General features: G+C 53.0%; 24 protein-coding genes. 11 read left to right on the top strand and 13 right to left on the bottom strand.

Annotation, left to right across the window (positions count from 1 at the left end):
* Nucleotides 1-152: 152 nt before the first annotated feature.
* From ETC02_RS07320 to ETC02_RS07300, 5 genes are all read right to left on the bottom strand, one after another.
* Nucleotides 153-1172 carry a LacI family DNA-binding transcriptional regulator gene (locus ETC02_RS07320; protein ID WP_063210540.1) on the bottom strand — a complete coding sequence of 340 codons (1020 nt, stop codon included), beginning with the start codon at nt 1170-1172 and terminating at the stop codon, nt 153-155.
* 18 nt (nt 1173-1190) lie between these two features.
* Nucleotides 1191-2726, bottom strand: coding sequence for an alpha-amylase family glycosyl hydrolase (locus ETC02_RS07315; RefSeq protein ID WP_050368303.1), 1536 nt, complete (start codon nt 2724-2726; stop codon nt 1191-1193).
* Between the two features lie 72 nt (nt 2727-2798).
* On the bottom strand, nt 2799-3641 hold the full coding sequence (locus ETC02_RS07310; protein WP_063210538.1) for a sugar ABC transporter permease: 843 nt from the start codon (nt 3639-3641) through the stop codon (nt 2799-2801).
* Nucleotides 3641-4921, bottom strand: coding sequence for a carbohydrate ABC transporter permease (locus ETC02_RS07305; protein ID WP_171698156.1), 1281 nt, complete (start codon nt 4919-4921; stop codon nt 3641-3643). Before ETC02_RS07305 ends, ETC02_RS07310 begins: the two co-directional genes overlap by 1 nt.
* A gap of 69 nt (nt 4922-4990) precedes the next feature.
* Nucleotides 4991-6262 carry a sugar ABC transporter substrate-binding protein gene (locus ETC02_RS07300; protein ID WP_063210534.1) on the bottom strand — a complete coding sequence of 424 codons (1272 nt, stop codon included), beginning with the start codon at nt 6260-6262 and terminating at the stop codon, nt 4991-4993.
* 252 nt (nt 6263-6514) lie between these two features.
* Here ETC02_RS07300 and ETC02_RS07295 point away from each other — a divergent pair, with 252 nt between their 5' ends.
* The gene (locus tag ETC02_RS07295; protein WP_033011699.1) at nt 6515-8281 is read left to right on the top strand and encodes an alpha-glycosidase; all 1767 of its coding nucleotides are present in this window, start codon (nt 6515-6517) and stop codon (nt 8279-8281) included.
* A gap of 60 nt (nt 8282-8341) precedes the next feature.
* Here the strand turns inward: ETC02_RS07295 and ETC02_RS07290 are convergent, their stop codons facing one another.
* Nucleotides 8342-9202, bottom strand: coding sequence for an AraC family transcriptional regulator (locus ETC02_RS07290; RefSeq protein ID WP_100659192.1), 861 nt, complete (start codon nt 9200-9202; stop codon nt 8342-8344).
* A gap of 127 nt (nt 9203-9329) precedes the next feature.
* Here ETC02_RS07290 and ETC02_RS07285 point away from each other — a divergent pair, with 127 nt between their 5' ends.
* On the top strand, nt 9330-10682 hold the full coding sequence (locus ETC02_RS07285; RefSeq protein WP_033024825.1) for an MATE family efflux transporter: 1353 nt from the start codon (nt 9330-9332) through the stop codon (nt 10680-10682).
* Nucleotides 10683-10725: 43 nt separating this feature from the next.
* Here ETC02_RS07285 and asnB read toward each other — a convergent pair whose 3' ends face one another.
* Nucleotides 10726-12573, bottom strand: a complete 1848-nt coding sequence (gene asnB, locus ETC02_RS07280) for an asparagine synthase (glutamine-hydrolyzing) (RefSeq protein ID WP_033011703.1) — start codon at nt 12571-12573, stop codon at nt 10726-10728.
* Nucleotides 12574-12837: 264 nt separating this feature from the next.
* Here asnB and ETC02_RS07275 point away from each other — a divergent pair, with 264 nt between their 5' ends.
* Nucleotides 12838-13386 (top strand): DUF2777 domain-containing protein, encoded by a 549-nt coding sequence (locus tag ETC02_RS07275; protein ID WP_033011704.1) that lies wholly within the window; start codon nt 12838-12840, stop codon nt 13384-13386.
* A 99-nt stretch (nt 13387-13485) separates the two neighbouring features.
* Here the strand turns inward: ETC02_RS07275 and ETC02_RS07270 are convergent, their stop codons facing one another.
* The 3 genes from ETC02_RS07270 to ETC02_RS07260 all read right to left on the bottom strand — a co-directional run bounded on the left by ETC02_RS07270 (nt 13486) and on the right by ETC02_RS07260 (nt 17869).
* Nucleotides 13486-16344, bottom strand: coding sequence for an EAL domain-containing protein (locus tag ETC02_RS07270; protein WP_171698155.1), 2859 nt, complete (start codon nt 16342-16344; stop codon nt 13486-13488).
* Nucleotides 16345-16468: 124 nt separating this feature from the next.
* On the bottom strand, nt 16469-16822 hold the full coding sequence (locus tag ETC02_RS07265; protein WP_025950975.1) for a YisL family protein: 354 nt from the start codon (nt 16820-16822) through the stop codon (nt 16469-16471).
* 144 nt (nt 16823-16966) lie between these two features.
* A complete protein-coding gene (locus ETC02_RS07260) occupies nt 16967-17869 on the bottom strand; it encodes a fumarylacetoacetate hydrolase family protein (RefSeq protein WP_033008944.1) in 903 nt (300 codons plus the stop codon).
* 300 nt (nt 17870-18169) lie between these two features.
* On the opposite strand from ETC02_RS07260, the gene ETC02_RS07255 reads away from it, so the two are divergent.
* On the top strand, nt 18170-18352 hold the full coding sequence (locus ETC02_RS07255; RefSeq protein ID WP_013523088.1) for an aspartyl-phosphate phosphatase Spo0E family protein: 183 nt from the start codon (nt 18170-18172) through the stop codon (nt 18350-18352).
* Between the two features lie 9 nt (nt 18353-18361).
* On the opposite strand, the gene ETC02_RS07250 is transcribed toward ETC02_RS07255, so the two are convergent.
* The 3 genes from ETC02_RS07250 to ETC02_RS07240 form a co-directional block, all read right to left on the bottom strand.
* Nucleotides 18362-19528: a DUF418 domain-containing protein gene (locus ETC02_RS07250; protein WP_033008941.1), complete on the bottom strand. Its 1167-nt coding sequence runs from the start codon at nt 19526-19528 to the stop codon at nt 18362-18364.
* Nucleotides 19529-19665: 137 nt separating this feature from the next.
* Nucleotides 19666-21261, bottom strand: coding sequence for a fatty acid--CoA ligase (locus ETC02_RS07245; protein ID WP_033008939.1), 1596 nt, complete (start codon nt 21259-21261; stop codon nt 19666-19668).
* Between the two features lie 99 nt (nt 21262-21360).
* Nucleotides 21361-21585, bottom strand: coding sequence for a spore germination protein (locus tag ETC02_RS07240; protein WP_033011658.1), 225 nt, complete (start codon nt 21583-21585; stop codon nt 21361-21363).
* A 144-nt stretch (nt 21586-21729) separates the two neighbouring features.
* On the opposite strand from ETC02_RS07240, the gene ETC02_RS07235 reads away from it, so the two are divergent.
* The 7 genes from ETC02_RS07235 (at nt 21730) to ETC02_RS07205 (ending at nt 24217) form a co-directional block, all read left to right on the top strand.
* Nucleotides 21730-21954, top strand: a complete 225-nt coding sequence (locus ETC02_RS07235) for a spore germination protein (protein WP_033011656.1) — start codon at nt 21730-21732, stop codon at nt 21952-21954.
* A gap of 71 nt (nt 21955-22025) precedes the next feature.
* Nucleotides 22026-22247, top strand: a complete 222-nt coding sequence (locus tag ETC02_RS07230) for a spore germination protein (protein ID WP_011230193.1) — start codon at nt 22026-22028, stop codon at nt 22245-22247.
* A gap of 15 nt (nt 22248-22262) precedes the next feature.
* Nucleotides 22263-22487 carry a spore germination protein GerPB gene (locus ETC02_RS07225; RefSeq protein ID WP_096225735.1) on the top strand — a complete coding sequence of 75 codons (225 nt, stop codon included), beginning with the start codon at nt 22263-22265 and terminating at the stop codon, nt 22485-22487.
* Nucleotides 22488-22570: 83 nt separating this feature from the next.
* Nucleotides 22571-23173, top strand: coding sequence for a spore germination protein GerPC (gene gerPC / locus ETC02_RS07220; RefSeq protein WP_033011650.1), 603 nt, complete (start codon nt 22571-22573; stop codon nt 23171-23173).
* Nucleotides 23170-23361, top strand: a complete 192-nt coding sequence (locus ETC02_RS07215; protein ID WP_033011648.1) for a hypothetical protein — start codon at nt 23170-23172, stop codon at nt 23359-23361. Before gerPC ends, ETC02_RS07215 begins: the two co-directional genes overlap by 4 nt.
* A complete protein-coding gene (locus tag ETC02_RS07210; RefSeq protein ID WP_033011646.1) occupies nt 23358-23744 on the top strand; it encodes a spore germination protein GerPE in 387 nt (128 codons plus the stop codon). The genes ETC02_RS07215 and ETC02_RS07210 overlap by 4 nt, the downstream gene beginning before the upstream one ends.
* A 251-nt stretch (nt 23745-23995) precedes the next feature.
* Nucleotides 23996-24217, top strand: a complete 222-nt coding sequence (locus ETC02_RS07205) for a spore germination protein (RefSeq protein WP_050368294.1) — start codon at nt 23996-23998, stop codon at nt 24215-24217.
* Nucleotides 24218-24282: the final 65 nt, after the last annotated feature.

Here is a 24282-nt window from a genome sequence, read left to right as displayed (position 1 = left end):
TCGCCCTTCTTTCGGTGGTAGTGGTTTTGGTGACTCTATTCTACCAGAAAAAAGGGCGATTCTTCTATATTTGAGGCAAAAAAGTGGGGGCTGATCCCAAAACGCATTCGCGTTTTGGGTCAGCCCCTCTCCGTAAACATCGTTCTTATCCACTACCGCCTCGCACACGACCCCCGTTCAACGAGACGATGGGGGATGATGATGCGCTTGATCGGTTCATTCGGGTTGGTGATTTTTTCGATTAAGTGTTTTGCCGCTTCATAGCCGAGCTGGAAAATGCCGATGTCGATCGAGGTGAGCGGCGGACGCGACATTTCGGCGAGCAGCGTGTTGTTGAAGCTGACGATCGATACATCTTCTGGGACGCCGAGGCCCATTTCATCAAGCGTTTTCAAGATGCCGAGCGCCATGAGATCATCGGCGACGACAAGCCCGGTCGGCGGCTCAGGCAACGAAAGAAGCTCCTTCATCGCCTCTTGGCCGCCTTCCTGCAAAAATTCTGCATGGACGACGTATTCCGGCCGGTACGGAAGCCCCGCCTCCTGCAAGGCCGCGGCGTAGCCGGTTTGGCGGTCGACGGTCACCAAATATTGCGGATTGCCGCCGACAAACGCGATGCGTTCGTGCCCGCGGGCGATCAACCAGTTTGCCGCATCTTTCCCCGCCTGGACGTTGTCGTTGTCGACATGGGTCACTTGTTCCGCTTTTTGGTGCGGTTTGCCGATGACGACGAACGGAAAGCCATGCTTTAACAAGTACTTCATGAGCTTATCGTTTTGCCGCGAGTAAAGCAAAATAACGCCGTCGACGCGCCGTCCTTGCAGCATCTCCACGACCCGTTCGTAAATCTCACCTTCTTTTTCCCCGGTCGACATTTGCAAAGCATATCGCTTTTCATGGGCGGCTTTGCTGATGCCGCGGATGACTTCCGGGAAAAACGGGTTTTGTAACGCCTGGTCGGCGGAGCTCGGCATGACGATGCCGATCACTTGCGTCATTTGGCTCGCGAGGCTGCGAGCAATAAAGTTCGGGTGATAGCCGAGCTCTTTCATCGCTTCGCGCACCCGCTGTTTCGTCTTCTCGCTGATGCGCGGGCTGTCGGCGATGACGCGCGAGACGGTTGACGGCGCAACGTTCGCGCGTTTCGCCACATCTTTAATCGTAACGGTCATAAGGTCCCTCCTTTCCCTCTATTCCGGCATCCGCTTCGCCCGTTTTTTCACCAAATACAAAAACAAAAGAAACAATACGTAAACCGATACGATGGCGGCGATAAACGGAACGTTGATCCCAGTTTTTTCCCGCAGCTTGTACACTTCCGCCGTTTCGCGGTCGAGCACAAGATCGTATCCGTCGCCATCGCCGCGGACGAGATCGTCCAATAAAAAGCCGCGCAGTTCCTTGTTTTTTGGCAGCTGGTCGTTCGTTAGGTGAACGTGCTGCGTTTTGCCCGTGTTGTTGATGGCGATAACCGTTGTTTCATCTTCATATTGCCGTTTCCACACCGCCATGCCGTCTTTTTCATACAGGAGCGTAAAATCGCCGCGCCGCAAAGACGGCAGCTGTTGGCGGAGCGGGCCGATTTTTTTCAAGTAATCAATGATCTCCGGATCGGCGCGGAAATCCATCAAGCGGCGGTTGTCCGGGTCTTCGCCGCCGTTCATGGCGATTTCCGTTCCGTAATACATGATCGGGATGCCGGGGGCGGTGAACAAATACGTCATCGCCAGCTTGATGCGTGAAATCGGATTGTTGCGGTTGTCAATCGAAAGTTTCGTAAACCGCACGGTATCGTGATTGTCCAAAAACGTCCCGAGCAAGTACGGGCGGTCGTAAAACGTTTTGTTGTATTCCCAGGCGTCATACAACGGCCGGAGCGATGCATCGCGCCTAGCAAGCGACTGCTTCACCGCGCCATACAGCGGATAATCGACAAAACCGTCGATGCCGTATTGGCCGTACTCGGCAATATAGCGCGGATCGTCGCTCCACACTTCGCCAAGAAGGAAAAAGTCTTGTTTCACCGATTTCACTTCTTTGGCGAACTCCTGCCAAAATGATTTTGGCACATGGCGCACCGTATCGAGGCGATAGCCGTCAATGTCCGTTTCTTTGATCCACCATTTGGCCGCATCGATTAAATATTTCTTGACTTCTGGATTTTCCTGCGCTAAATCCGGCAGCCCATACACCCATCCGTTTTCTAGTTGTGTTTGATCATTCCAGTCGAAAATCTCTTTTTTCGGATGGAACCAATCTTTTTTCGCCGGGTCGCGAAGCCATGGATGGTCGTAGCCGACATGGTTGGCGACAAAGTCCAAGATGACTTTCATATGGCGCTTGTGCGCTTCTTTGACAAGCGTCTTCAAATCATCCAGCGTGCCGAAATGCGGATCGACGCGATAAAAATCTTTGATCCAATACCCGTGGTATCCGCCCGGCATGTTTTCGAAAATCGGCGTCAGCCAAATGGCCGTAAATCCCATCTCCTTGATGTAATCGAGTTTCGCCGTCACCCCTTTCAAGTCGCCGCCGAAATACCCTTTCGGATCGTTGACATTGACGCCCTTGTCATTCGTCGGATCCATATTGTTAAACCGGTCGACCATAATGAAATAAATCGCTTCATCTTGCCACGTCCGTTCTTCTTTCTCCGCCGCCTGCACCGGCCAGGCATAAAAAAGAAGGAACGGAAGGACGAGCAGCATAAAGAGCCGGTTCCCCATTTCCATTCCTCCCTTCCCGATTCATTTGCTCATTCGGAAACGGGTAAGCCCACTATTCTATGACATCGGTTCTTACCCTTTTGTGCCACCGGCCGTTAAGCCGGAAATCAAATACCGCTGCAGGAACAAAAAGACGACGGCGATCGGCGCGGCAATCAAAATCGAGCCGGCGGCAAAGCGGGTGAAGTTGTTCGCAAACCGGTCGTTGATGAAGTTAAACAGCCCGACCGCCAGCGTAAATTTGTCCGGGTCGCGCAACACGATCGACGGCAGCAAAAAGTCGGTGAACGGCGCCATAAAGTTGAACAACGCGACAACGGCCAAAATCGGCTTGGCCAAAGGCAGCATAATGCGGAAAAAGACGCCGAAATGCCCGGCGCCGTCGATGCGCGCCGCCTCATCCAGCTCGCGCGGGATCGTGTCAAAGTAGCCTTTGACCAGCCACGCGTTAAACGGAATTTGCCCGCCGACGTAAATGAGAATGAGCCCCCACAGCGAATCGAGCAAATGGAGCATATTGAGCAAAATATAGATCGCGACCATCGCCATGAGCGACGGAAACATTTGCAACACTAAAAACAAATACAGCCCCGTTTTCCGCCCGACGAATCGGTAGCGCGAAAACGCATAGGCGATGAGCGCCGTAAACAAGACGGACAACGCCGCATTGACCGTCGCAACAAACAAGCTGTTTTTATACCAAAGCAAATAATCGCTGTCCGGACTGGTAAACAACCACTTATAGTGCTCAAACGACCACTTCTCCGGGATGAGCGACGCCGAATACAGGCTCGTTCCTGGATTGAGCGACATGCTGATCGTCCAAAGGAGCGGATAGGCGATGACGACAAACATGAAGGCGATAAACAAATAAATAAGCGCTACTTCCACGCGTGATTTCCATTTGCGGTTCATCAAATGTTCCCCTCCTCTTTAAAGGAACGGGTGCGCCGGAACTGGTAAATGGCAAACCCGCTGACGATCAAGCCGATGATGAGCGAGATCGCCGCCGCCATGTTGTAGTTGTTCGTCGTGAACGTCAAATCGTACACCCATGAAATGAGAATGTCCGTTCCACCGGCGTTTTGCCCGCGCACCGCAGGCCCCCCGTCGTTGAACAAATAGATGATGTTAAAGTTGTTGAAATTGCCGGCATATTGCATAATCAACAGCGGCGCCGTCGCATACAAGACGTGCGGCAGCGTGATCGATTTGAACTTTTGCCAGCGCGTCGCTCCGTCGATGTCGGCCGCTTCGTACCAATCGCGGGAAATGCTTTGCAAAACGCCGGTAAACAACGCAAAGACGAACGGGAAGCCAAGCCACGTTTGAATCAAAATAAGCGCCACTTTCGTCCAAAACGGATCGGTCATCCACGGGATCGACACCCCAAACAAACTCAACACTTCGCGGTTGATGGCTCCGAATTTGTCGTTGAACATCGCCGCAAACACCAAAATCGTGACAAACGATGGCACGGCCCACGGCAAAATCAACACCGTGCGGATGAACCGCTTGAACTTGATGCGCGGGTCGTTGACAAGGAGCGCCAAAAACAGGCCAAGGGCGATTTGCGCCGTTGTCGCCACCACGGTCCAAACGATTGTCCAGGCGAGAACGCTAAAAAACGTGCTTTTCCAAATCGGAATCGACACTAAGTTTTTGAAGTTTTCAAATCCAACCCAATTCAACAAATGCCGCGGCGGCGAGTGGTACAAGTTGTAGTCGGTAAAGGCGAGCGACACCATAAACAACAGCGGCAGCACGACGATAAACAACAGCATCACAAGCCCGGGCGTGACAAAGATGTACGGAAATCCTTTATCCCAAGCGTTGCGACACGATTCCCACAGCGACGGAAACGGTTCGCCCCTTTGCCGGCGGCGGGCGTCGTTGCGCGCATCAATGATGTTCGCAATATGCAGGGCGGCCGCAAATGCGATGATGATGACCGAAACCAATCCTTGAATCAAGAGAAAAATCGAATGATCCAACATCGGAATTTCGCCAAGCGTGACGAGTCCCCACAGCCCGATGTTCAAAAAGTTATAAAACGTCAGCAAAAACGAAGCTTCAATGATGATGAACAAGATGCCTTTGACATATCGGCGGTTGTACAACTGCCCAAGGCCGGCAAACAACAAAGACAGCGCCATCGCCACCGCCGGCCGATGGCGGACGTTTGCTTCCGGCATTCCAATCCCCCCTATCATATGGATAAGAATAGTGGATAGGGCTGATCCTATCCACCACGACATCACTCGTTATTTTCCAGCGCCGCTGGCAGCGATTTTATCTTGAATCGTTTTCACTGCCTCACTGAGCACCGCTTTCGGGTTTTCGCCTTTCGCGATAAATTGCAACGCATTGCCCATCGGCTCCCACACTTGCGACATTTCCGGCACGTTCGGCATCGGCTCGCCGTATTGGATTTGCTCCGCAAAACCGGCGATCAGCGGGTCGTTCGTAATTTTCTCATTCGTCAACGCTTTTTCGTTCGCCGGCATTTCGCCTGCCACTTCATAGTAATGGAGCGAATTTTCTTCGTTCGTCACAAATTTCATGAAGTCGACCGCCCATTCTTTGTTTTGCGAATAGGCGGAGAGCATCCATGTTTTTACGCCGACGAACGATTTCGGATGCTCGCCGTTGTCCAAAACCGGCAGCGGCGCCGTCGCCAATTTGTCGCCCAACGCTTCTTTATACGACGCGATGTTCCATGGTCCGGTGATGGCAACCGCCACATTTCCTTTCGTAAACAGCCCGTTCATAATATCGCCGGTGATTTCTTTCGGAATGTAGCCGTTTTTAAACCACGATTGGACGAGCTCGGCTCCTTTGACGGCTCCATCATTCGCGAGCCCAATGTCGCTTATGTCGTATTTGCCGTTTTCATTTTTAAACACATAGCCGCCATAGCCGGCGAGGAACGGATAAACGAAATAAAAATTCGTCGCTTCCATTAAAAAGCCGTATTGGTCTTTGGCCGCATTCGTTTTTTCCTTGGCGATCTTCATCAAGTCATCCAGCGTTTTCGGCGCTTCCGGCACTAAATTTTTATTGTAGAACACGCCGTATGTTTCAACGACCATCGGCACGCCGTACGTTTTCCCGTCATAGGTGACCGCGTTGATGGCTGTCGGACTGTACTCGCCTTTCGCATCGCCAAGGTCGACTGGATCGGCCAATCCTTGCAGCACAATGTCGCCGATGCGGTCATGCGGCTGGTAGAACACATCCGGCCCTTTGCCAGCCGGTCCGTCGAGCGCTAGTTTTTTCGTTTGATCGAGCATGCTGACCGCAACCATCTCGATTTTGATTCCGGTTTTTTCTGTGTACTTTTGGAAAATATCTTTTAATGCTTGTTTCTGCTTTTCGTCGTCGTTCACCCAAACGACCAGTTTGTCCGGTTTTTCCGCCTTTTCGGTCGTTCCTTGACTTTCTTTCGGCTGTTGAATGTCCCGTTTCGGTCCGCAGGCAGCGAGCACGCCCACGAGCAGCACAGCCATGAGAAACAAAGACAATGTTTTCTTCATGCTATCCCTCCTCTTTTGATCGACTCTTTTTCAGTGCAACCATAGTGAAACCGTTTGCGCATTAAAATCGCATCACTCCAATGAAAACGATTGCACCTTTCAATTTCTATTATATCGTCTATTTTTCATTTTACAAGCTTATTTTCTATGAAATTTGACTTTTTTTTTACATTGGCGTACGCTTTGTTTAACGGAAGTCTATCATGCAAACGATTGCTTTCACCCAAATTGGATTCAAGAGGGGGAACGATGATGCAAAAAGAAGCCATTCACCACCGCCCGACTGACAACTTCGCCTATGCCTATGATGGCGAAACGCTTCATCTTCGGCTTCAGACAAAAAAAGATGATGTTGATCGAGTGGAGCTGTTGCACGGCGACCCGTACGAGTGGCAAGACGGCGCCTGGCAGTTTCAAACGATGCCGATGCAGAAAACGGGAAGCGACGAACGATTTGACTATTGGTTCGCCGAGGTCAGACCGCCATATCGGCGGCTGCGCTATGGGTTTGTGCTTCGAGCTGGGGGCGAACAACTGGTCTATACGGAAAAAGGATTTTACCATGAAGCTCCGAGTGACGACACCGCTTACTACTTTTGCTTTCCCTTTCTTCATCGGGTCGACCTGTTCCAAGCGCCGGGCTGGGTAAAAGACACCGTATGGTATCAAATTTTCCCTGAGCGGTTCGCCAACGGCAACCCGGCCATCAGTCCGGAAGGAGCGCGGCCGTGGGGAAGCGAAGACCCAACGCCGACAAGTTTTTTTGGGGGGGATTTGCAAGGAATTATCGACCATCTCGATTACTTGGCTGACCTTGGCATCACCGGCCTTTACTTGACGCCGATTTTCCGCGCGCCGTCGAACCATAAATACGACACCGCTGATTATTTTGAAATCGACCCGCACTTTGGGGACAAAGAGACGTTGAAAACACTTGTCAAGCGCTGCCATGAAAAAGGGATCCGCGTCATGCTCGATGCAGTCTTCAACCATTGCGGCTATGAGTTTGCCCCGTTTCAAGATGTGTTGAAAAACGGCGCAGCCTCTCGGTATAAAGATTGGTTCCATATTCGCGAGTTTCCGCTCCAAACCGAGCCGCGCCCGAACTACGACACATTTGCGTTCGTTCCGCACATGCCGAAACTCAACACCGCTCATCCGGAAGTGAAGCGCTACTTGCTTGATGTCGCGACATACTGGATTCGCGAGTTTGATATTGACGGCTGGCGGCTCGATGTGGCAAACGAAATCGATCATCAATTTTGGCGCGAATTCCGGCAGGCAGTGAAGGCGCTAAAGCCCGATGTGTACATTCTCGGCGAGATTTGGCATGACGCCATGCCGTGGCTGCGCGGCGACCAGTTTGACGCCGTCATGAACTACCCGTTCACGGACGGGGCGCTTCGCTTTTTCGCGAAAGAGGAAATCAGCGCCCGCCAGTTTGCCGATATCATGATCCGACTTCTTCATTCGTATCCGAAACAGGTGAACGAAGCGGCATTCAACTTGCTTGGCAGCCATGATACACCAAGGCTGCTTACGGTTTGCGGCGGCGACGTCCGCAAAGCGAAGTTGTTGTTTTTGTTCCAGCTGACGTTCACCGGTTCGCCGTGCATTTACTATGGCGATGAGATCGGCATGACGGGCGGAAACGATCCGGAGTGCCGGAAATGTATGGTGTGGGATCCGGAGCACCAAAACCGCGAACTGTTGGCGCATGTCAAGCGGCTGATTGCGCTAAGGAAGCAGCACCGGGCGCTCCGGCGCGGAGATGTCTCCTTTCTTTCCGCCGACGACAACCCTAACCATCTCGTGTATGAAAAAATTGACGGCGCTGAAACCGTGCTCGTCATCATCAACCGAAGCAATGATGCCGCCGACATTCCGCTCCCGCTCGACCTTCGCGGAAAATGGCTTGTTGACCTCTTGACCGGAGAGCGGTTTGCGGCCGAGGCGGAAACGCTTTGCGCCTCTTTGCCTCCGTATGGGTTTGTGCTCTATAAAGTTGAAAGCTGGTAAGATGGCGCAGCCATGTGTTGCTTTGATCACAAACCGGTGCAGCGGTTCGCTGCGCCGGTTTTATGTACGCCTAGCCATGCGCCGGTATTCGGTCGGGGTCATCCCTTCCATCTTTTTGAATACACGCGAAAAATACGCGCCATCATCAATGCCGACCCGCTTGGCAACCGCCTCGACTGTTTCATTCGTTTCCGCAAGCCATTGCTTGGCTTTCGACAGGCGGTAATACGTCAAATAACGGCTAAATCCCATGCCCATCGTTTTTTGCATACAGCGGGTGATGTAATCGGGATGAAAACGGAGCCCTTTCGCAAGCATTTCGAGCGTAATCGGCTCGTTGAAATGTCGTTCGATGTACGCCACCGCCGCCGCACTGACTTGTTCCGCTGCACTTGGGACGGACAGCTCCTGCTTTTGCAAGTGCCAAAGAAATTCCACAAACAAAAGCAGCTGTCGGAGCGGCCGGTCCATATCCCGCTCCACGTTCGGCTCGACAAGTTGGGCGAGCAGCTGTTCGGCGCGCTCCCGTTGTTTCAGCTCCCCATATTGACGGATCGAAAGCCGGTATTGGATTGGCTCGGTGTACGTCGCCTCTTTTTCCATCACCGTTTGCCGGCTCGCCGGGCAGTCCGGAGCAACCGTGTAGTCCGGCAGCAAAAAGTGCAGCCAAACAAGCTCCGTTTTCTCTTCACACGGGCGGTGTCCGTAATGTTCGCGGCCGGGGATCAACAGCAAATATTGCCCGCTGCCGATGGCAAACTCGCGCCCGTTTTCCGTCATATACAAACAGCCTTGTTTCACATACAGCAAGTCAAATACGGTAAACGTGCGGCGAAAATGCCGTTTTCCTTTTGGAAATACGCTTTCCGCCCCTTTAATAAACACCGGCAGCGGCGGCAACGAAAACGTGATATAGTCCATCGTCGTCCCCTCTTTCCTTGTCGGAAAAATGCAAGTGAAATCGCTTCTTTCTCTTTCCATTATGCAGCAAACTAGCTAAACTGAGTATATCGTTCAAGTCGGAATTTGAAAAAGGAGTTGTCTCAATATGCGCCAAGAGGCAAAAACATGGTCACTGTTCTCGTTAACGTGGCCGATTTTTATTGAAACGTTGCTTTATATGGTCATGGGCAACGCTGATACACTTATGCTCAGCCAGTACTCGGATCATGCGGTCGCCGCCGTCGGGGTGGCGAACCAAATCATCGCGTTAACGATCGTGCTGTTCAACTTCGTTGCCTTGGCGACCGCCGTACTTGTCGCCCAATACTTAGGCGCCCGGCGGGAGCAAGAAGCCATTGACGTGTCGCGCGTATCCCTTGCCGCCAATTTGCTGTTTGGGTTGCTGCTAAGCGCCGTTCTCGCCGCGTTTAGCCGGCCGATTTTGCGGCTGATGGGGCTGCCGGCTGAGCTGTTTGACGAGGGGAGCAGCTATTTGGCGATTGTCGGCGGGTTTTTGTTCATCCAAGCGCTGATGATGACGGTCGGCGCCATCTTAAAAAGCTACGGCTTTACACGTGATACGATGTATGTCACGATCGGCATGAATGTACTCAATGTCATCGGAAACTACTTCCTTATTTTCGGCTCATTTGCTCTTCCTCCTCTTGGGGCGGAAGGAGCTGCTATTTCAACAGCAGCCAGCCGGTTGGCCGGCTTTGTTGTGCTCGTTGCCTTATTGCGCAAACGAACAGGTATTGCACTCGCGCCGCGTGCCTTTTGCGCCCTGCCGTTTCGCCACTTTCGTTCGCTATTGAAAATCGGTGTGCCGTCAGCCGGCGAGCACCTTTCCTACAATACAGCGCAAATGGTGATCACCTATTTGATTACGTGGCTGGGCGCCGAGGCGCTAACGGTACGAGTGTATACGCAAAACATTATGATGTTCGTCTTTTTGTTCGGCATCGCCATCAGCCAAGGGACGCAAATCCTTGTCGGCCATTTTGTTGGCGCCGGGCGGTATGAGGAAGCGTACGCCCGTTGTTTAAAAAGTTTGTACAGCGCCATTGGCATGTCCGTGTTGCTTGCTACAGCCGCCTATTGGTTCGCCGAACCGCTGCTCTCCTTCTTTACTGATGACGCGTCGATGATTGGGCTTGGGCGCAAACTGTTGCTTTTAACCATCATCCTTGAGCCGGGGCGGTCGTTTAATCTCGTCATCATCGGCTCGTTGCGGGCAGCCGGAGATGTGCAATTTCCGGTCTATATGGGCATTTTGTCGATGTGGGGCGTCGGGGTCACAGTGGCATACATCTTCGGCATTGCCCTTGGGTTTGGCCTTGTCGGCATTTGGCTGTCGTTCATCGCCGACGAATGGTTGCGCGGACTGTTGATGCTTCGGCGCTGGCGGTCGCGCGTCTGGATGAAAAAGACGGTGGCGCCGCAAGCGAAAATGGCATGAAGCCTCCCGCCACGAAAATAAGAGCTGCGCATCAGCGCAGCTCTTATTCTTTAATATGAATGCCGTAATGGTCAAACCAAACGTGCACTTGGCCAAGGTAGGCAAGCAGTTGCGGACCGGTCATCAGCTGTCCAAACCAAGGCACCTCGAATGACTTCCCTTCCGATTCAACGAGCGCCGTCAACTTTTCCGCGTCAAAAAACTCGTGTAAAATCGAAGAACGGTCGCGAAGCAGCTGTTCAAGCCATTGCTTCACCAGCTTCGTATACAATGGATGATGCGTTTTCGGGTACGGGCTTTTTTTCCGATAGAGCACCTCCTCCGGAAGCAGCCCTTCCAACGCCTTGCGCAAAATGCCTTTTTCGCGGCCGCCGTACATTTTCATTTCCCAAGGGATATTCCAGACATATTCCACAACCCGATGATCGGCAAACGGCACACGCACTTCCAAGCTCGCTCCCATGCTCATCCGGTCTTTTCGGTCAAGGAGCGTCGTCATAAACCAAATCATATTTAAATAAAACAGCTCGCGCCGCTTCGCTGCTTCCGCACTTTCCCCTTCCAGGCGCGGCACTTCGGCAATCGTCTGTTCATAGCGCATTTGCACGTAATCGTCGAGGCGGAGCTTTTGCCGCCATTCTTCCTTTAACAACCCGATGCGCGCCTCAATCGAGCGCATCCATGGAAATCCTTTGCGCGCCAAATCGTCCGGGCGATGAAACCATGGGTAGCCGCCAAAAATCTCATCGGCGCATTCTCCAGACAAACTGACGACAAACTGCTCGCGAATTTGTTTGCAAAACCAAAGAAGCGACGAATCGACATCAGCCATGCCCGGAACGTCGCGAACGATGACGGCTTCATGCAAATGGCGGAACAGTTCTTCTTGCGTGATCACGCAGCGATGATGAACCGTTTGAAATTTGTTTGACACCTGTTCGATAAATGGCGCATCCGTGTTTGGTTGAAAATCGTTGGCTTTGAAATACTGGTCGTTTCCTTCATAATCGATCGAGTAGGTGTGCAGCGGCCCTTTTCCATCTGCCGCGAAAGCATTGGCGGCAATCCCTGTAATGGCGCTTGAATCGACTCCACCGGATAGAAATGTGCAGACCGGCACATCGGAAACGAGTTGGCGCGTGACCGCATCCGTCAATAGAAAGCGCAGCTTTTCGACCGTTTCCTCGAACGAATCGCGGTGGACGTCGCTTTCGACATTCCAATACCGCCAAATGCGAAGCCCGCTGCGAGAGAACGTGAGCGCATGTGCCGGGCGCAGCTCTCGAATGCCGTCAAACACACCGTGCCCCGGCGTGCGCGACGGCCCCAGCCCGAATACTTCCGCCAAGCCTTCATAATTGACTTCCGCTTTCACATCCGGATGGGCCAAAATCGCCTTGATCTCAGATCCGAACAAAAGCTCCTTGGCATCTTGGCGATAAAACAGCGGTTTGACCCCGAGCCGGTCGCGCGCCATAAATAGCTGCTCCCGTTCTTCATCCCAAACGGCAAAGGCAAAAATGCCGTTGAGCCAGTCAACACATTGTTCTTTCCATTCGATATAAGCGGCGAGCAGCACTTCCGTATCGGAGTGGCCGTCAAACCGGTAACCTTTATGCAACAGCTCCTTCCGGATGTCTTCCGTATTGTACAGCTCGCCATTGTAAACGATTGTGTAACGCCGTCCGTTTTTGTTCCGGATCATCGGTTGTTTGCCGCCAGCCGGGTCAACCACAACGAGCCGCTTATGCCCGAACGCGGCATGGACGTCAAGCCATGTATTTGTATCATCCGGCCCGCGTTTCGCGAGCGTCTCTGTCATCTCGGCAATCGTTTTCCGCTCACGGCGCAAATCGCGCCCGAAATGCACCCAGCCAGTAATGCCACACATACGAACCAATCCTTTCCTTATCAAAATGACAGGCAACTGTTCTTCGCCGAACTGTTCGCATTGTTCTTTGGATCGCCCGTTCTTTTTTCTTGCGGATCTCGTGGGCTGCCGCCATTTTCCCCAAGGCGCTAGCCCTCCCCGCATCGGCATGATTCCATTTTATGCACCACGGGTCATTTCGATGAATTGTCCGATGTCAACAATAACGTGAATAAACGGACGAAAAGGTGGAAAAAAAGAGAAGTACAAGGAGGATGAGAGACATTGAATATTGAAGAGCGCCTGCATTGCATTGCTGAACAGCCGCGGGCTTACGTGCAAGGAACAGCGGAGTTTGTCAACAATGAATGGGTGTTTTTTGATGAGGAAGCAGAGGAAGCGGCGTTAGTCGAGGAGATGGCCCAGCAAGGGATTGAACTGTTCCGCTATGGGCATTGGCTGTCCGGACGGTGGCAGGAAAACGGCACGATCGCGACCGACCTCGGCATCTTCCCCCTCACTGACGGCGACCGCATCCGCTTCCGCAAACAGCTGACATACGCGTACCGGCAATGGCTTGCCTCGCTTCCCAATCCGTCCTTTTTTCAATACGTCCAATGGCTGAACCATCTTGGGTTTTCGCTTTACGACTGCCTGTACTGCTACAACGGCTTATTGTTTGCCAAATCATCCGGCGTCAATTTTATGATCTATGACAATACAGAGCAAATCGCCAGCGTCCATCATTACTATGAACGCGGGCCGATGCCGGCCGACCGATTTGAAATAACATTCAACAGCGGCGAACGGGCGATTTGCGCCCAAATAGGCTGAGGACAAAAGCGGCCGGGCGGGTTCCCGCTGTTGACCGAACGTCTCCGCCTCGTGCCACAGGCTGCCGCCTCCTTTTTTCAAGGCGGTGGGCAAGCATCTTTACAACTGATTCATCTGGCGTCCGGTCATGTATGCGGCAATCTCCTCAGCGACAAGCGGCGGGCAGAGCGCATATCCTTGGGCATAACTGCATTGCAAATCGCGAAGCCGCTCGAGCTGCTCCAATGCCTCGACTCCCTCGGCGATCGTTTCCAGTCCGAGCCCGCGTCCCATGGTGATGATTGCTTTGACAATGGCGGCGTCGGACGCATTTGTATGGAGACGTTCGATAAACGCCCGGTCAATCTTCAAAATCGTCGCCGGCAGCTGCTTTAAATAATGAAACGAAGAATACCCGCTGCCGAAATCGTCGACGGCGATGCCGACCCCAAGCCGCTTCAACTCATCCAAAGTGCGCATCGTGCTCGATAGATGACGGAGCATGGAATGTTCAGTCAGTTCAAGACGCAAACATGATGGCAACAAATTCGACTGCTTGAGCGCTTGCTTCACGTCGTCAACGAACCGTTCGTGCTGAAATTGCACAGCAGAAACGTTGACGAAAATGGCTAGTTTATCGTTTCCTGTCTCCCTTTGCCATTGCTTTGTCTGCCGGCAAGCGGTTTGCAGCACCCAACGGCCGATTTCATGAATCAAGCCCGTCTCTTCCGCCAACGGAATAAACTCGTCCGGACGCACAAGCCCAAGCTTCGGATTCCGCCAACGGACCAGCGCTTCCGTCGCGATGACCGCGCCGGTATGTACGTCGACAATCGGCTGGTAGCAGAGGAACAGTTCGTTTTCCTCGATCGCCTTTCGCAAATAGCCGTCCATTTCAAGCCGGTGCATCATTTCGGCATTCATTTCGGGGCAGTAGCGCTCCACGCGATTGCCCCCGCCTTTTTTCGCCATATTGACCGCCATATCAGCGTGCCGAAGCAGCGCATGTTCGTCCTCTCCATCATCTGGAAACATCGCTAGACCAACGCTTGCCGTAACGAAAAATTCCTTTCCGTCGTACACAATCGGCCGCGCCACTTCGCGCACGATGCGGAGCGCCGCTTCCGTCGCCGCCTGGGCCTCTGTTTTGAGCGGAAAAAGCAAGCAAAACTTGTCGCCATGAAATCGGCCAAGCTCCGCACTAGGCGGCAAGACGCGGCGAATGCGCTCGACAAGCTGGCGCAAAATGTCATCTCCGGCGTAATGGCCGACGCTGTCGTTAATCCATTTAAACCGGTCCAAATCGATCAAAGCAACCGCTATCGTTCGCTGCTTCTGCTTGGCTTTATCCAGCTGTTTAGAAAACAATTCCATCCACTTTGTCCGATTTGGCAAGTTCGTATCGATGTCGTAATATGCTAAATAAGAGATTTTCTCTTCCGCTTTTTTTTGCTCGGTAATGTTGCGTCCAATTCCGTAAATGCCGACCTTTTTGCCATCCACAATGATGGGAATGTTTTTCATTTGAAACAAAAGCCGTTCTCCCGATTTCGTCGGAATCTCCAAGTTATACGTTTGGATATTCCCCCGCAGCGCTCGGTAAAAATAGCGGGTGACGCGGGGAACATCATTCGGATGAATATACTTGAGCGAATTCGTATACAAAATCTCTTCCTTTTTGTAACCAAGCACTTGTTCAAAGGCAGGATTGACGCTTGTCAAACGGCCGTGCAAATCTGTGGAATAGACAATGTCCGTGTTATGTTCAAACAACGATTTGTAGCGTTGCTCTGACATTTGCAGGCGAACATGCAGGCGCCCCATATCGCGTGAGGACGTGGACATGAGCTGGGCGAGCGTCATGATTCCTTCCGGCGGCGCCGGCAATGGCGACGACAAACTGTTCTCCGCTGATGCCGCTGTCTCCGTCAGCGACACAGCGGCAAACGCAGCCGTCCGCACCGCTGTAGCTGTATGTGCGTCTTTCACGAATACTTCGACAGCCGGAAAGAATGCAGCCTGTCCAAAAGCAGACATAACCCCGTCAAATAGCGGACGCGTATACCCACTGAGCGCCGCGCTGTAGTAAAAGAACATCCCCTCAGCCGATTGCTTGGCCGCATGCATGGCGGCGTCGCGCGCGCTCCAGTAAAGGGACGGGGCATGAACATAGGAAAAACGAACCTTTTCCCCATCATGGACGTGACCTCTTACGGCAACGGAACCGTCTGAATGGAGAGCGACAATCGGCAGGCAGACATCGCGCCCGTTTCGTTCGATAAGAAACGGGAATTCCACTCCGGAAAGCGGCAGACGGTCCATAAATTCTTTGCCTAAATATCGTTCCAAATACCATGACGGCTTTTGTCCATCAAGCTCATCAATTTGTTGGCCACTGCTTTTCGTAATGGAGAAGGATCGTCCGACAGGCTCCCATAAAAACGGTGCGGCACAGTGGCCGCGAAGCGCTGTTCCACTGAAAGAGACGGCGATTCCTCCGCGCTCAAGCCGACCGTCGGGCGAAAATAACACGCTGCCCTCGGGAAGCGCGCAGCCGATGATAACCATTCGTTCGTTTGCAAGCGGCAAATGGCGAAGCAAGGGCGGCAAAGCCGAGCGGTGATTCGTAAACAACAAAAGCAACGTCGTATCGTGACGAACGACCGCCTCCGCGATCAACGCCGCCAATCCATCCGGGCGGTCAAACTCATCAGCTGGCAGCGCCAACGACGAAACGGTTGAAGACGTCATCGACGCGACGCCAACAGCGAGATTCGCCTCCCCGGCCATTGGCAGCGGTCCTGCCATCCCAACCATATGGGCGTGCGGCCAACGACGGGCTAACGCGGCGGCCGCATGGCGCACTGCTGCCTCATCATTGCCCGCGATTTGGACAAACAACGGCTCATCCAAGGAAGAACTATGCTCCCTGAGCAAATGATCCAGCTCCTCGGCGCGGCGGCAGCAGAACCAACGCATAAACGATCATGCCCCCTCCCGCTGACCAACGAGGTCGAAAAATTCAAAAAACATTGTTTGTTTTACCATATCATATTTTCGCCTTCGACAAAAGCGGCAACCAATAGAAGGCTGCCGCTTCGCTTTAGAATAAGTCAAAACCAAGCGGCAGCAACAGGCCAAGGAACAGCGTCACCACAAGGGCAATGACCCATTGCGTCCATCCTGCCGCCGCGCTTTTTCCTTTTTTTACAGCTGCTAAAACCATTTCCATCGCTCCGATCACCCACAGCCCGGCAAGCGCTTTTAGCCAATAAAGCGCAGATATCGAAGCAATGCTATGCAGCAAAAGCCCCCCCGTCGCGATCGTGAGAATGTAAAACAGCCGCAACACCATTTGCACGATCTTGGCTTTGCCCGCCCCTTGCCGCTCCATCGACACCGCAAGGAAAAACAAAACAATCGTGATGAGCCAGCTCGTAATATGGGCATGCGTCAACGTCCATCCCTCCAATCATTCCTTGTTCCTTCCCATCATAGCACGGCGGGCGGACGGTTGACAAACTTCACGAAAACGAAAGACGCCCTTTCTTTCAAGAGGACGCCTTTTGAGCATCAATGGGGGCTTCCTCACTTTCGCCGTTTACTCTCCCACTTTGTTGCGCAACATGCCGATGCCTTCCACCGTCACCTCAATGACATCACCCGTCTGCAAAAAACGCGGCGGGTTCATCCCTTTGCCGACTCCAGCCGGCGTTCCTGTCGCGATGATGTCACCCGGCTCAAGCGTAATGCCTTTTGAGATCGTCTCGATGATCGATTCAATGGAAAAAATCAATTGTTTCGTGTTGGCTTGCTGGCGCACTTCGCCGTTGACCCGTGTCTCGATGCGCAAATCGTTTGGATTTGGCACAAATTTGCTTGGCACGATCCATGGCCCCATCGGGCAAAATGTATCCAAGCTTTTACCGAGAAAATATTGTTGGTGCCGCTCCTGCAAATCTCTTGCCGTCACATCGTTGATGATCGTGTATCCAAATACGTAATCAAGCGCGTCTTCGCGGCGGATCGCCCGCCCTTGTTTGCCGATGACCACCGCCAGCTCCCCTTCATAGTCCATTTCATCCGTGACATCGGCATGGCGCAAAATCGTTTCCTCATGACCGATGACCGTTGTCGGCGCTTTCGTGAAGACGATCAAATGCTCCGGCACATCGGCGCCGCCGAGCTCCAGCGCGTGATCAACATAGTTTTTGCCGATGCAAAAAATGTTTTTCGCCGGCCGTGGGATCGGGGCCAAAAGACGGACATCACTGAGGCGATAAACGTACTCCGGTGCCGGGTGGCGCAGCGCCCAGTCAACTACTTCTTGTGCTCGGGTGAAAAACGCCTCCCCTTGGGCAATCGCCTCAAGCATAGTCGTCGGCATCGTCTCCGTTCCATCCATCGCCCGTTCGGCGCGGCGCAAATGAACCGCCCGGTCGTCTCCTTGCGGCACGGCTCCAACAAACGTTTCTCCATCGAAAAGTGCGGTGATCAGTTTCATCGTGCCTCTCTCCCTTTCTTTGTTATGTAGCGGACGCTTCGTGAACTCTTCTCTTCCACCCGTCTTCATCATTTTGGCGCGTTGAGGATGATATTCGCCATCGAGGCGAAAAAGTCCTGCTTTTGTAGAATTTTGTCTAAATTAGGAAATTTATCACTTATTTTCCCGAATCGCTTCCTTTTTTCGTCGGGATATGTATAATAATGTTTAGTTTCCACTAGGGCGTCGATTGCGACTTTCGTCATGCAACAAACGTCTTGCATCGACGCGGCATGCCTCAACCAACATTTCAAACGATTGATGGTGAAGGAAATGGTTCTGTTGCAAATTGAAGAAAAACGACAACAAATGATTGAATTGGCGCTCACGTATGGGTTCACGGCCAAAGAGACGATCGAATGCAGCCAAGAGCTTGACCAATTGATCAATCAATATTTGCAGCAAACGAGGATTTTTGAATCGCCTTCCCCGTCCGTTCAGTAAGCGGGGTTTTTATTGCCCCGGCCGGCGGCGAAACGGCGGCCGCGTTCCGTATGTCCCCCACCTCCACATCCACTCAACCGGGCCATAATGAAAACGCGCAAACCAAAAGCGGCTTATCCACACTTGAGTCGCATACAAGGCAAACGCAATCAACATCTCCTGCCATGCGCTTGTGCGTCCGTACCACCCAAGCCCATAACCATAAAACAGCGACGTGCAAACGAGCGATTGCGCGAGATAATGAGTGAGCGACATTTTGCCAACGTCTTGCCACCACCGCCAAGCGCGCTGCCAACTTCGTTTCCCGCAGACGAACACGGCGGCCGCCGCGTAGAACACCGCCAATGCGGCGCCTCCAAAGCTGTTTTGGATGTACATGGTCAAGTCGTTGACCCCAGCCCAATACGGAATGGTTTTCAGCGCTAAACCAAAACATAGCGCCCACCTCATCAGGCGGCGCAGCTTGGCGGGCGAGTGACGGTCGGGTTCAAGCCAACGTTTGCAAGAGGCATAGCCGCCGAGGAAACAAAAGGGCAATACGGTCAACACCGTAAACAGCAGCCCGCCATCGCTGTTGACATAGGCCCAGTCATGCCAACGTTGCCAAAACACGTCACGAAACGTTCCGTTTCGATAATGGCGAACCGCCGCGGCCGCCGCGGTCTCGTGGCCGCCGGCTGTCTCCATTTCTCCGGCCAATACATTGAGAGTTAACAACAGCGCCATGAGGCCGTGAAAAAGAAAAAAGACGGCAACAGCCGCCGTCCGCCACCAACGAGGCGGGGCGGCGAAAAAGAAAAGCATGATGAACCCGGCGAGGGCGTAGGGGATTAAAATATCGCCAAACCAAAGGCCAAACGCATGAGCCATGCCGGTCCCAAGCAAAAGAAAGAAGCGGCGCAACAGAATCGGAATCGGCCGCTCCCCGCGGCTTTGGAGCCGGCGGAACATGGTCATCGCCCCGAACCCGAATAAAAACGCAAACAACGGATAGGCGCTCGCTTCAAACAACACATCCACGACGGCAACGAAAACTCGGTCAAAATCACTGCCCTTGACGCCGTCGTCGTATAACGCCGGCGAGGAAAAATAACGCATGTTGACAAGCAAAATGCCGAGCAAGGCGAATCCACGCAACACATCCGCCGCGGCGATTCGCTCGGTCGATCTGATCATCGCTTTCTCCCTTCTTTCTACCGCCTAGCCGTCTGCGCAATCGGCGACGCCTTACGACCTTGTCGGCACGCCCGCCGCCTTATCCATTTCATTCGATGCGCTCTCCTCTGCCCGTCTGAAGGCGCATGCCTGTATCATCAGTTGACATAGCGGCCCGATTTTCCAATTGCATCCCAATATTGGCGGCGCAAGTGTACTTTCTGAATTTTTCCGGAGGCTGTTTTCGGCAGCTCATCCACAAACGTTACACCCGTGATCGCTTTGAAGTGGGCCAATTTTTCCCGCGAAAAGGCGATCAGCTCCTCTTCGCTCACCGTATGCCCGGGTCGAACGACGACGAACGCATGCGGCGTTTCCCCCCATTTTTCATGCGGCACGGCGATGACGGCCGCTTCAAGCACAGCCGGATGCTCATAAAGCGCTCCTTCGACTTCAATCGACGAAATATTTTCCCCTCCGCTAATAATAATATCCTTTTTCCGGTCGACGATATCAATATGCCCGTATTCATCGACGGTCGCCATATCGCCGGTATACAGCCAGCCGTCGCGGATCGTTGCGGCGGTCGCTTCTTCGTTTTTCCAATATCCTTTCATGACGCCATGGCTGCGGACAATCACCTCACCGATCGCCCGTCCATTCTTCGGCACTTCCTCTCCATTCTCGTCGACGACTTTCACCTCGCAGCCGATCATCGGATAGCCGGCTTTCGCTTTCAGCCGCTGCTTTTGCTCCACAGGCAGTCCGTCAAGCTGCGGACGAATGAGCGAAATCGTGCTGAGCGGAGACGATTCGGTCATGCCGTACACCTGGATAAACTCCCAGCCGAGCTTTTCCTCAACGCGTGCGACAAACGCCGGCGGCGGCGCAGAACCGGCGATGACGACCCGCACGCCTTCCGGGACATCTGGTTGATATTGCTCATAATATTGCAGCAACATATTGAGCACAGTCGGAGCCATATGCATAACCGTCACCTGATGTTCCTTGACAAGATCAAAAATGACTTTCGGATCGACTTTACGCAAACCGATTTGCGTTGCTCCGTTGGCAGTGTAATAAAACGGAGCCCCCCAGCCGTTGACGTGGAACATCGGCAACACATGCAAATACGTATCGCGGTCGGACACACGCAAATGGTGCATCGTCACAAGCGCATGCAAATAGTTGTTCCGATGCGTCAGCATGACTCCTTTTGGGTTGCCTGTCGTCCCGCTTGTATATAGCAAGCTGCATATATCGTTCTCATCGATCATCGGGCGCGGAACCGGCGCTGACGACTGGGCGGCGAGCCATTCTTCGTAAGCGGTTTCATCAATCGCCGCCTCTGTTTTATGGTGGACAATGATCTCCTCGACCGTTTCAAGCTTGTTTTTGACCGGTGCAATCAGCCCGTACAGCTCCTGATCCACAAACAACACTTTCGTTTCGCTATGATTCAAAATAAAAACGTAATCATCCGGTTTCAGCCGCGTATTCAGCGGCACCATCACCCCTCCCACTTCAAACACGCCGTAAAACCCTTCGAGCATCTCGAGCGTGTTGGGCGCCAAGTACGCCACGCGGTCGCCTTTGCGAACGCCAAGCCCCCGCAGCCCGTTGGCAAGCCTCGACACTCGTTCGCCAAGCTGCCTGTATGTCACCGTCCGTCCGGAACAAATCATCGCCGGCTTGTCCCCGTACAAAGCGACAGCGCGGTCTAAAAAATGGGTCAGAACAAGCGGTGCGTTCATTCTCCCATCCCCCCAAGCTTATATTTTAGAAAATTCATAATTATATTATAGATGAAGATGGACAAAAGAAAAAGACGGTCTTTTTGGTCATTCGGCCGTCTAATTGTTCCCTTTCGCTCCAGCGTCGAACACATCCGGGTCCACTGTATTGGTGACGCTGCAAAACGTATTCGTCTGCAAAAACTCGCCCGTATTGCCGCCGCCGGCGCCTGAATTCGTCTTTGAGGTGCTTTTGGGAGCGATTTGCAGCACGTCGCCCATGTTCACCGTGCCGTTGCCGCCTACACTCGTCACTTTAATCCCGCCGATGACGATCGCTGGCATCGGTTGTCCCTTCCTTTCCATTCCTTCTCATTAGCATATGCTGACAACTTAACCGCCGATTGGACATCCGCCCCGCGTTGAACCAGTTACGTGTTTTTTTCATACAATATGCTATAACAATGGGAACAAAAGGAGGGGGCGCGAGTGCCTTCGTTTATCAGCGGACCGATTAAAATCACTCATGTGAGCGGAGATGGCACGGTCAATTTTGGCGATGTTTTGCAAATCGCCCCAAAGAGTACGTCCAAATCGCACACCGGCTCTGGGGGAAGCAACAACGGTGATTTCCTGCAAACGAACACATTTGTCAGCTTTACCAACACCGGCGATCCGGATATGATAGACGCGAACAACGCCGCGAACAATTAGGGCGAACGTCAGCCGGCTTGCGCCCATACACTATAGCAGCAACTGCGAAGCTGGGAAAGGAGCATGCCCACATGCCGGCTTTTGTCGGAGTCGTCAAACTGAACAGCATCGGAAGCAGCGGCGTGTTCCATATCGGCGATGTGTTTGCGATTTCCCCACAAAGCGTGACGAAAACGTTCGCCGGCGCCGGCTCGTTCAACACCGGCGACGGGCTTCATATCTATAACTATTACAGCAATACCAATACGAATGACGCCGATGTCGCCGATGAAAATGTCGTCGGAAACGTTTGAAGGAGGAGAAGGAGGGTGCACGTTTACATCAGCCAAAGCATCTGCATCCACCAGTTGCGGATTGGCTCCGTCACCAACTCATCCGTTTTGCAAATCGGCAGCGCCGGCAGCATCCAAGCATTGTCAACGCTTGCCAACACCGGCGGTTTCACTGGCCCGGCTTCGCAAGCGACCGTGCCGCTTGGCACCGCCGCCCAGCCGTCCGCTCCTCTCGTTCCTCTCCATTCGGCCACCCGCTAAATGCAGAGAAAAAAAGTGATGAGGACGACAGGCCGTCCATATATTGAAGTAAGAGGGGAATGTAGAGAGGATGATGGTGCACCATGAGTATATACGACTATTTCGTCCAACTGCGCCGCTATTTATTATGGCAGACAAACAAAGTACGGACACTCGAACGACGTCTTTCCGTTCTCGAAGCCCGGCTGCGGGAGCTGGAATCGCAGCCGCGCACGACGATCGAGCGGATTGAATACAAATTTGACCAGCTGAAAGTGGAAACGCTCGAAGGAACGCTCAATATCGGCATCGCCCCACCGGGGGCCGGCGGCACCATCGAAGATTTCGCTGTCGAACCGGTGAAAACCGTCGTCCCAAAGCCGGAGCCGGTGTTGATGCGCCCGATTCAGGAAAAAGTAGCCGCCTACTTAAACAGTGAGGCGGCAGAAACATTGAAGCGGCTTGAACAGCAATACAACCGCCGCCTTGATGATACGTACCGGCAGTTTATTTTGCAAGATATCGCCCGACAGACGGATGAACGCATCCGCTTTTATTTGCAAGAGAAAGCAAACCAAGGCTATGTTCCCGCGGGCGATCGCGATGAAACGGTCGAAAACGAGATCTTCCAAAAAGTGAAAGCGGATATTGAACAATCGCTCGACGCGTTTTTGAAACACTTGCCTTCAGGGGAGGAATCAACGTGAATTATACCGTCATTAACCGCGACGTGCATGTCGGGGACATCCGCTTGACAGCCGTCGCCAGCGCCTCGCTGTTTTTAATCGGCGATGCTGATGTGATCAACTTATCGTCTGCGTTTGATACGCCGCCGGAATCGCTCATCATCGGCCCGTTTGTCCCGCTCGTGCCGGCTCGGGGTGGGGCATCGTGAAACGGACATCGATCGTTCAGGCGCTCCATGCCGAAACGTTGATTATTAGCTCTGTGCTGCAAATCGGCGACTCTGAACGGATTTCCGCCCGCACACGCGCTTTAGCCGTGCAGCGGCAATACGAGCTGTTTTTCGGGCCAGAAGGGGAACAAACATTCCCGATTTTTACCAAGCCGATTCCACGCTGGTCTTCCCCGCCGCCGGTTGCATCACAACAGACGCTCCACGAATCCCCGGTCATTTCCGTCCGGTCGATCCGCGTGCTAGGGATCTCCTCTTCGGCCGTTGTCCACATCGGCTCAACCTCCATCGCTGAAGGCGAAGCGCGCATCAAACATATCCGCCAGCTGGCCGGCCCGATGCCGTCAGCAGCAGATATATAGATGCAACGAGGAAGTTGAATATGTCCCCTGACGGAAAAACGGTTTGCCCCTTTTCGACTGTCGAGGGAAAGCCACAGGCTTCCCCGTCACGCCTTGGCGTGACGGAGGACCGAACAACCGCCTGCTTCACAGACCTATATAATGGGTCTGGAAGTGGCGTTGTTCGGTCGCCCGACAGTCGATCAAATACTCGGTAAAAGTTGCAAATGGTAAATCTTCAAATTGCATCTATATAGAAAGGAAGAGCTGTAATGCCTTCATTCGTCGGTCCGATCAAAATCAACAGCGTCGGCAACGGCGCGGTCGTGCAAATGGGCGACTGCTTGTATATCGCACCAAAAGTCGCCACGAAAACGCAGGCTGGATCCGGCGGGTTCAACACCGGCGACTTTATCATGACAAACAACGCAATCAGCTTTACAAATGTGTTTGATCCCGATGTATCTGACCAAAACGTGGCCGCCAACAACTAAATGGGGGCAAGGACCGCCCCCTATCCCCCCGTTCCTTCAATCCAGTGGGCCGGACTAACCAGCCG

It is taken from the genome of Geobacillus sp. DSP4a (assembly GCF_013096875.1).
Lineage (GTDB): Bacteria > Bacillota > Bacilli > Bacillales > Anoxybacillaceae > Geobacillus > Geobacillus thermophilus.
The sequence above is the reverse complement of the archived record's forward strand: the minus strand, read 5'-3'. Positions and strand labels throughout refer to the sequence as shown.

Excerpts from the sequence above, each read along its gene's own strand:
- ETC02_RS07250 (WP_033008941.1), bottom strand. The coding sequence starts at position 19,528 with ATGATCAGATCGACCGAGCGAATCGCCGCGGCGGATGTGTTGCGTGGA.
- ETC02_RS07270 (WP_171698155.1), bottom strand. The coding sequence starts at position 16,344 with ATGCGTTGGTTCTGCTGCCGCCGCGCCGAGGAGCTGGATCATTTGCTC.
- ETC02_RS07240 (WP_033011658.1), bottom strand. The coding sequence starts at position 21,585 with ATGCCAGCGATCGTCATCGGCGGGATTAAAGTGACGAGTGTAGGCGGC.
- ETC02_RS07295 (WP_033011699.1), top strand. The coding sequence starts at position 6,515 with ATGCAAAAAGAAGCCATTCACCACCGCCCGACTGACAACTTCGCCTAT.
- ETC02_RS07305 (WP_171698156.1), bottom strand. The coding sequence starts at position 4,921 with ATGCCGGAAGCAAACGTCCGCCATCGGCCGGCGGTGGCGATGGCGCTG.
- ETC02_RS07290 (WP_100659192.1), bottom strand. The coding sequence starts at position 9,202 with ATGGACTATATCACGTTTTCGTTGCCGCCGCTGCCGGTGTTTATTAAA.
- ETC02_RS07320 (WP_063210540.1), bottom strand. The coding sequence starts at position 1,172 with ATGACCGTTACGATTAAAGATGTGGCGAAACGCGCGAACGTTGCGCCG.
- ETC02_RS07315 (WP_050368303.1), bottom strand. The coding sequence starts at position 2,726 with ATGGGGAACCGGCTCTTTATGCTGCTCGTCCTTCCGTTCCTTCTTTTT.
- asnB (WP_033011703.1), bottom strand. The coding sequence starts at position 12,573 with ATGTGTGGCATTACTGGCTGGGTGCATTTCGGGCGCGATTTGCGCCGT.
- ETC02_RS07260 (WP_033008944.1), bottom strand. The coding sequence starts at position 17,869 with ATGAAACTGATCACCGCACTTTTCGATGGAGAAACGTTTGTTGGAGCC.
- ETC02_RS07300 (WP_063210534.1), bottom strand. The coding sequence starts at position 6,262 with ATGAAGAAAACATTGTCTTTGTTTCTCATGGCTGTGCTGCTCGTGGGC.
- ETC02_RS07245 (WP_033008939.1), bottom strand. The coding sequence starts at position 21,261 with ATGAACGCACCGCTTGTTCTGACCCATTTTTTAGACCGCGCTGTCGCT.
- ETC02_RS07310 (WP_063210538.1), bottom strand. The coding sequence starts at position 3,641 with ATGAACCGCAAATGGAAATCACGCGTGGAAGTAGCGCTTATTTATTTG.
- ETC02_RS07285 (WP_033024825.1), top strand. The coding sequence starts at position 9,330 with ATGCGCCAAGAGGCAAAAACATGGTCACTGTTCTCGTTAACGTGGCCG.
- gerPC (WP_033011650.1), top strand. The coding sequence starts at position 22,571 with ATGAGTATATACGACTATTTCGTCCAACTGCGCCGCTATTTATTATGG.
- ETC02_RS07255 (WP_013523088.1), top strand. The coding sequence starts at position 18,170 with ATGGTGAAGGAAATGGTTCTGTTGCAAATTGAAGAAAAACGACAACAA.
- ETC02_RS07205 (WP_050368294.1), top strand. The coding sequence starts at position 23,996 with ATGCCTTCATTCGTCGGTCCGATCAAAATCAACAGCGTCGGCAACGGC.
- ETC02_RS07230 (WP_011230193.1), top strand. The coding sequence starts at position 22,026 with ATGCCGGCTTTTGTCGGAGTCGTCAAACTGAACAGCATCGGAAGCAGC.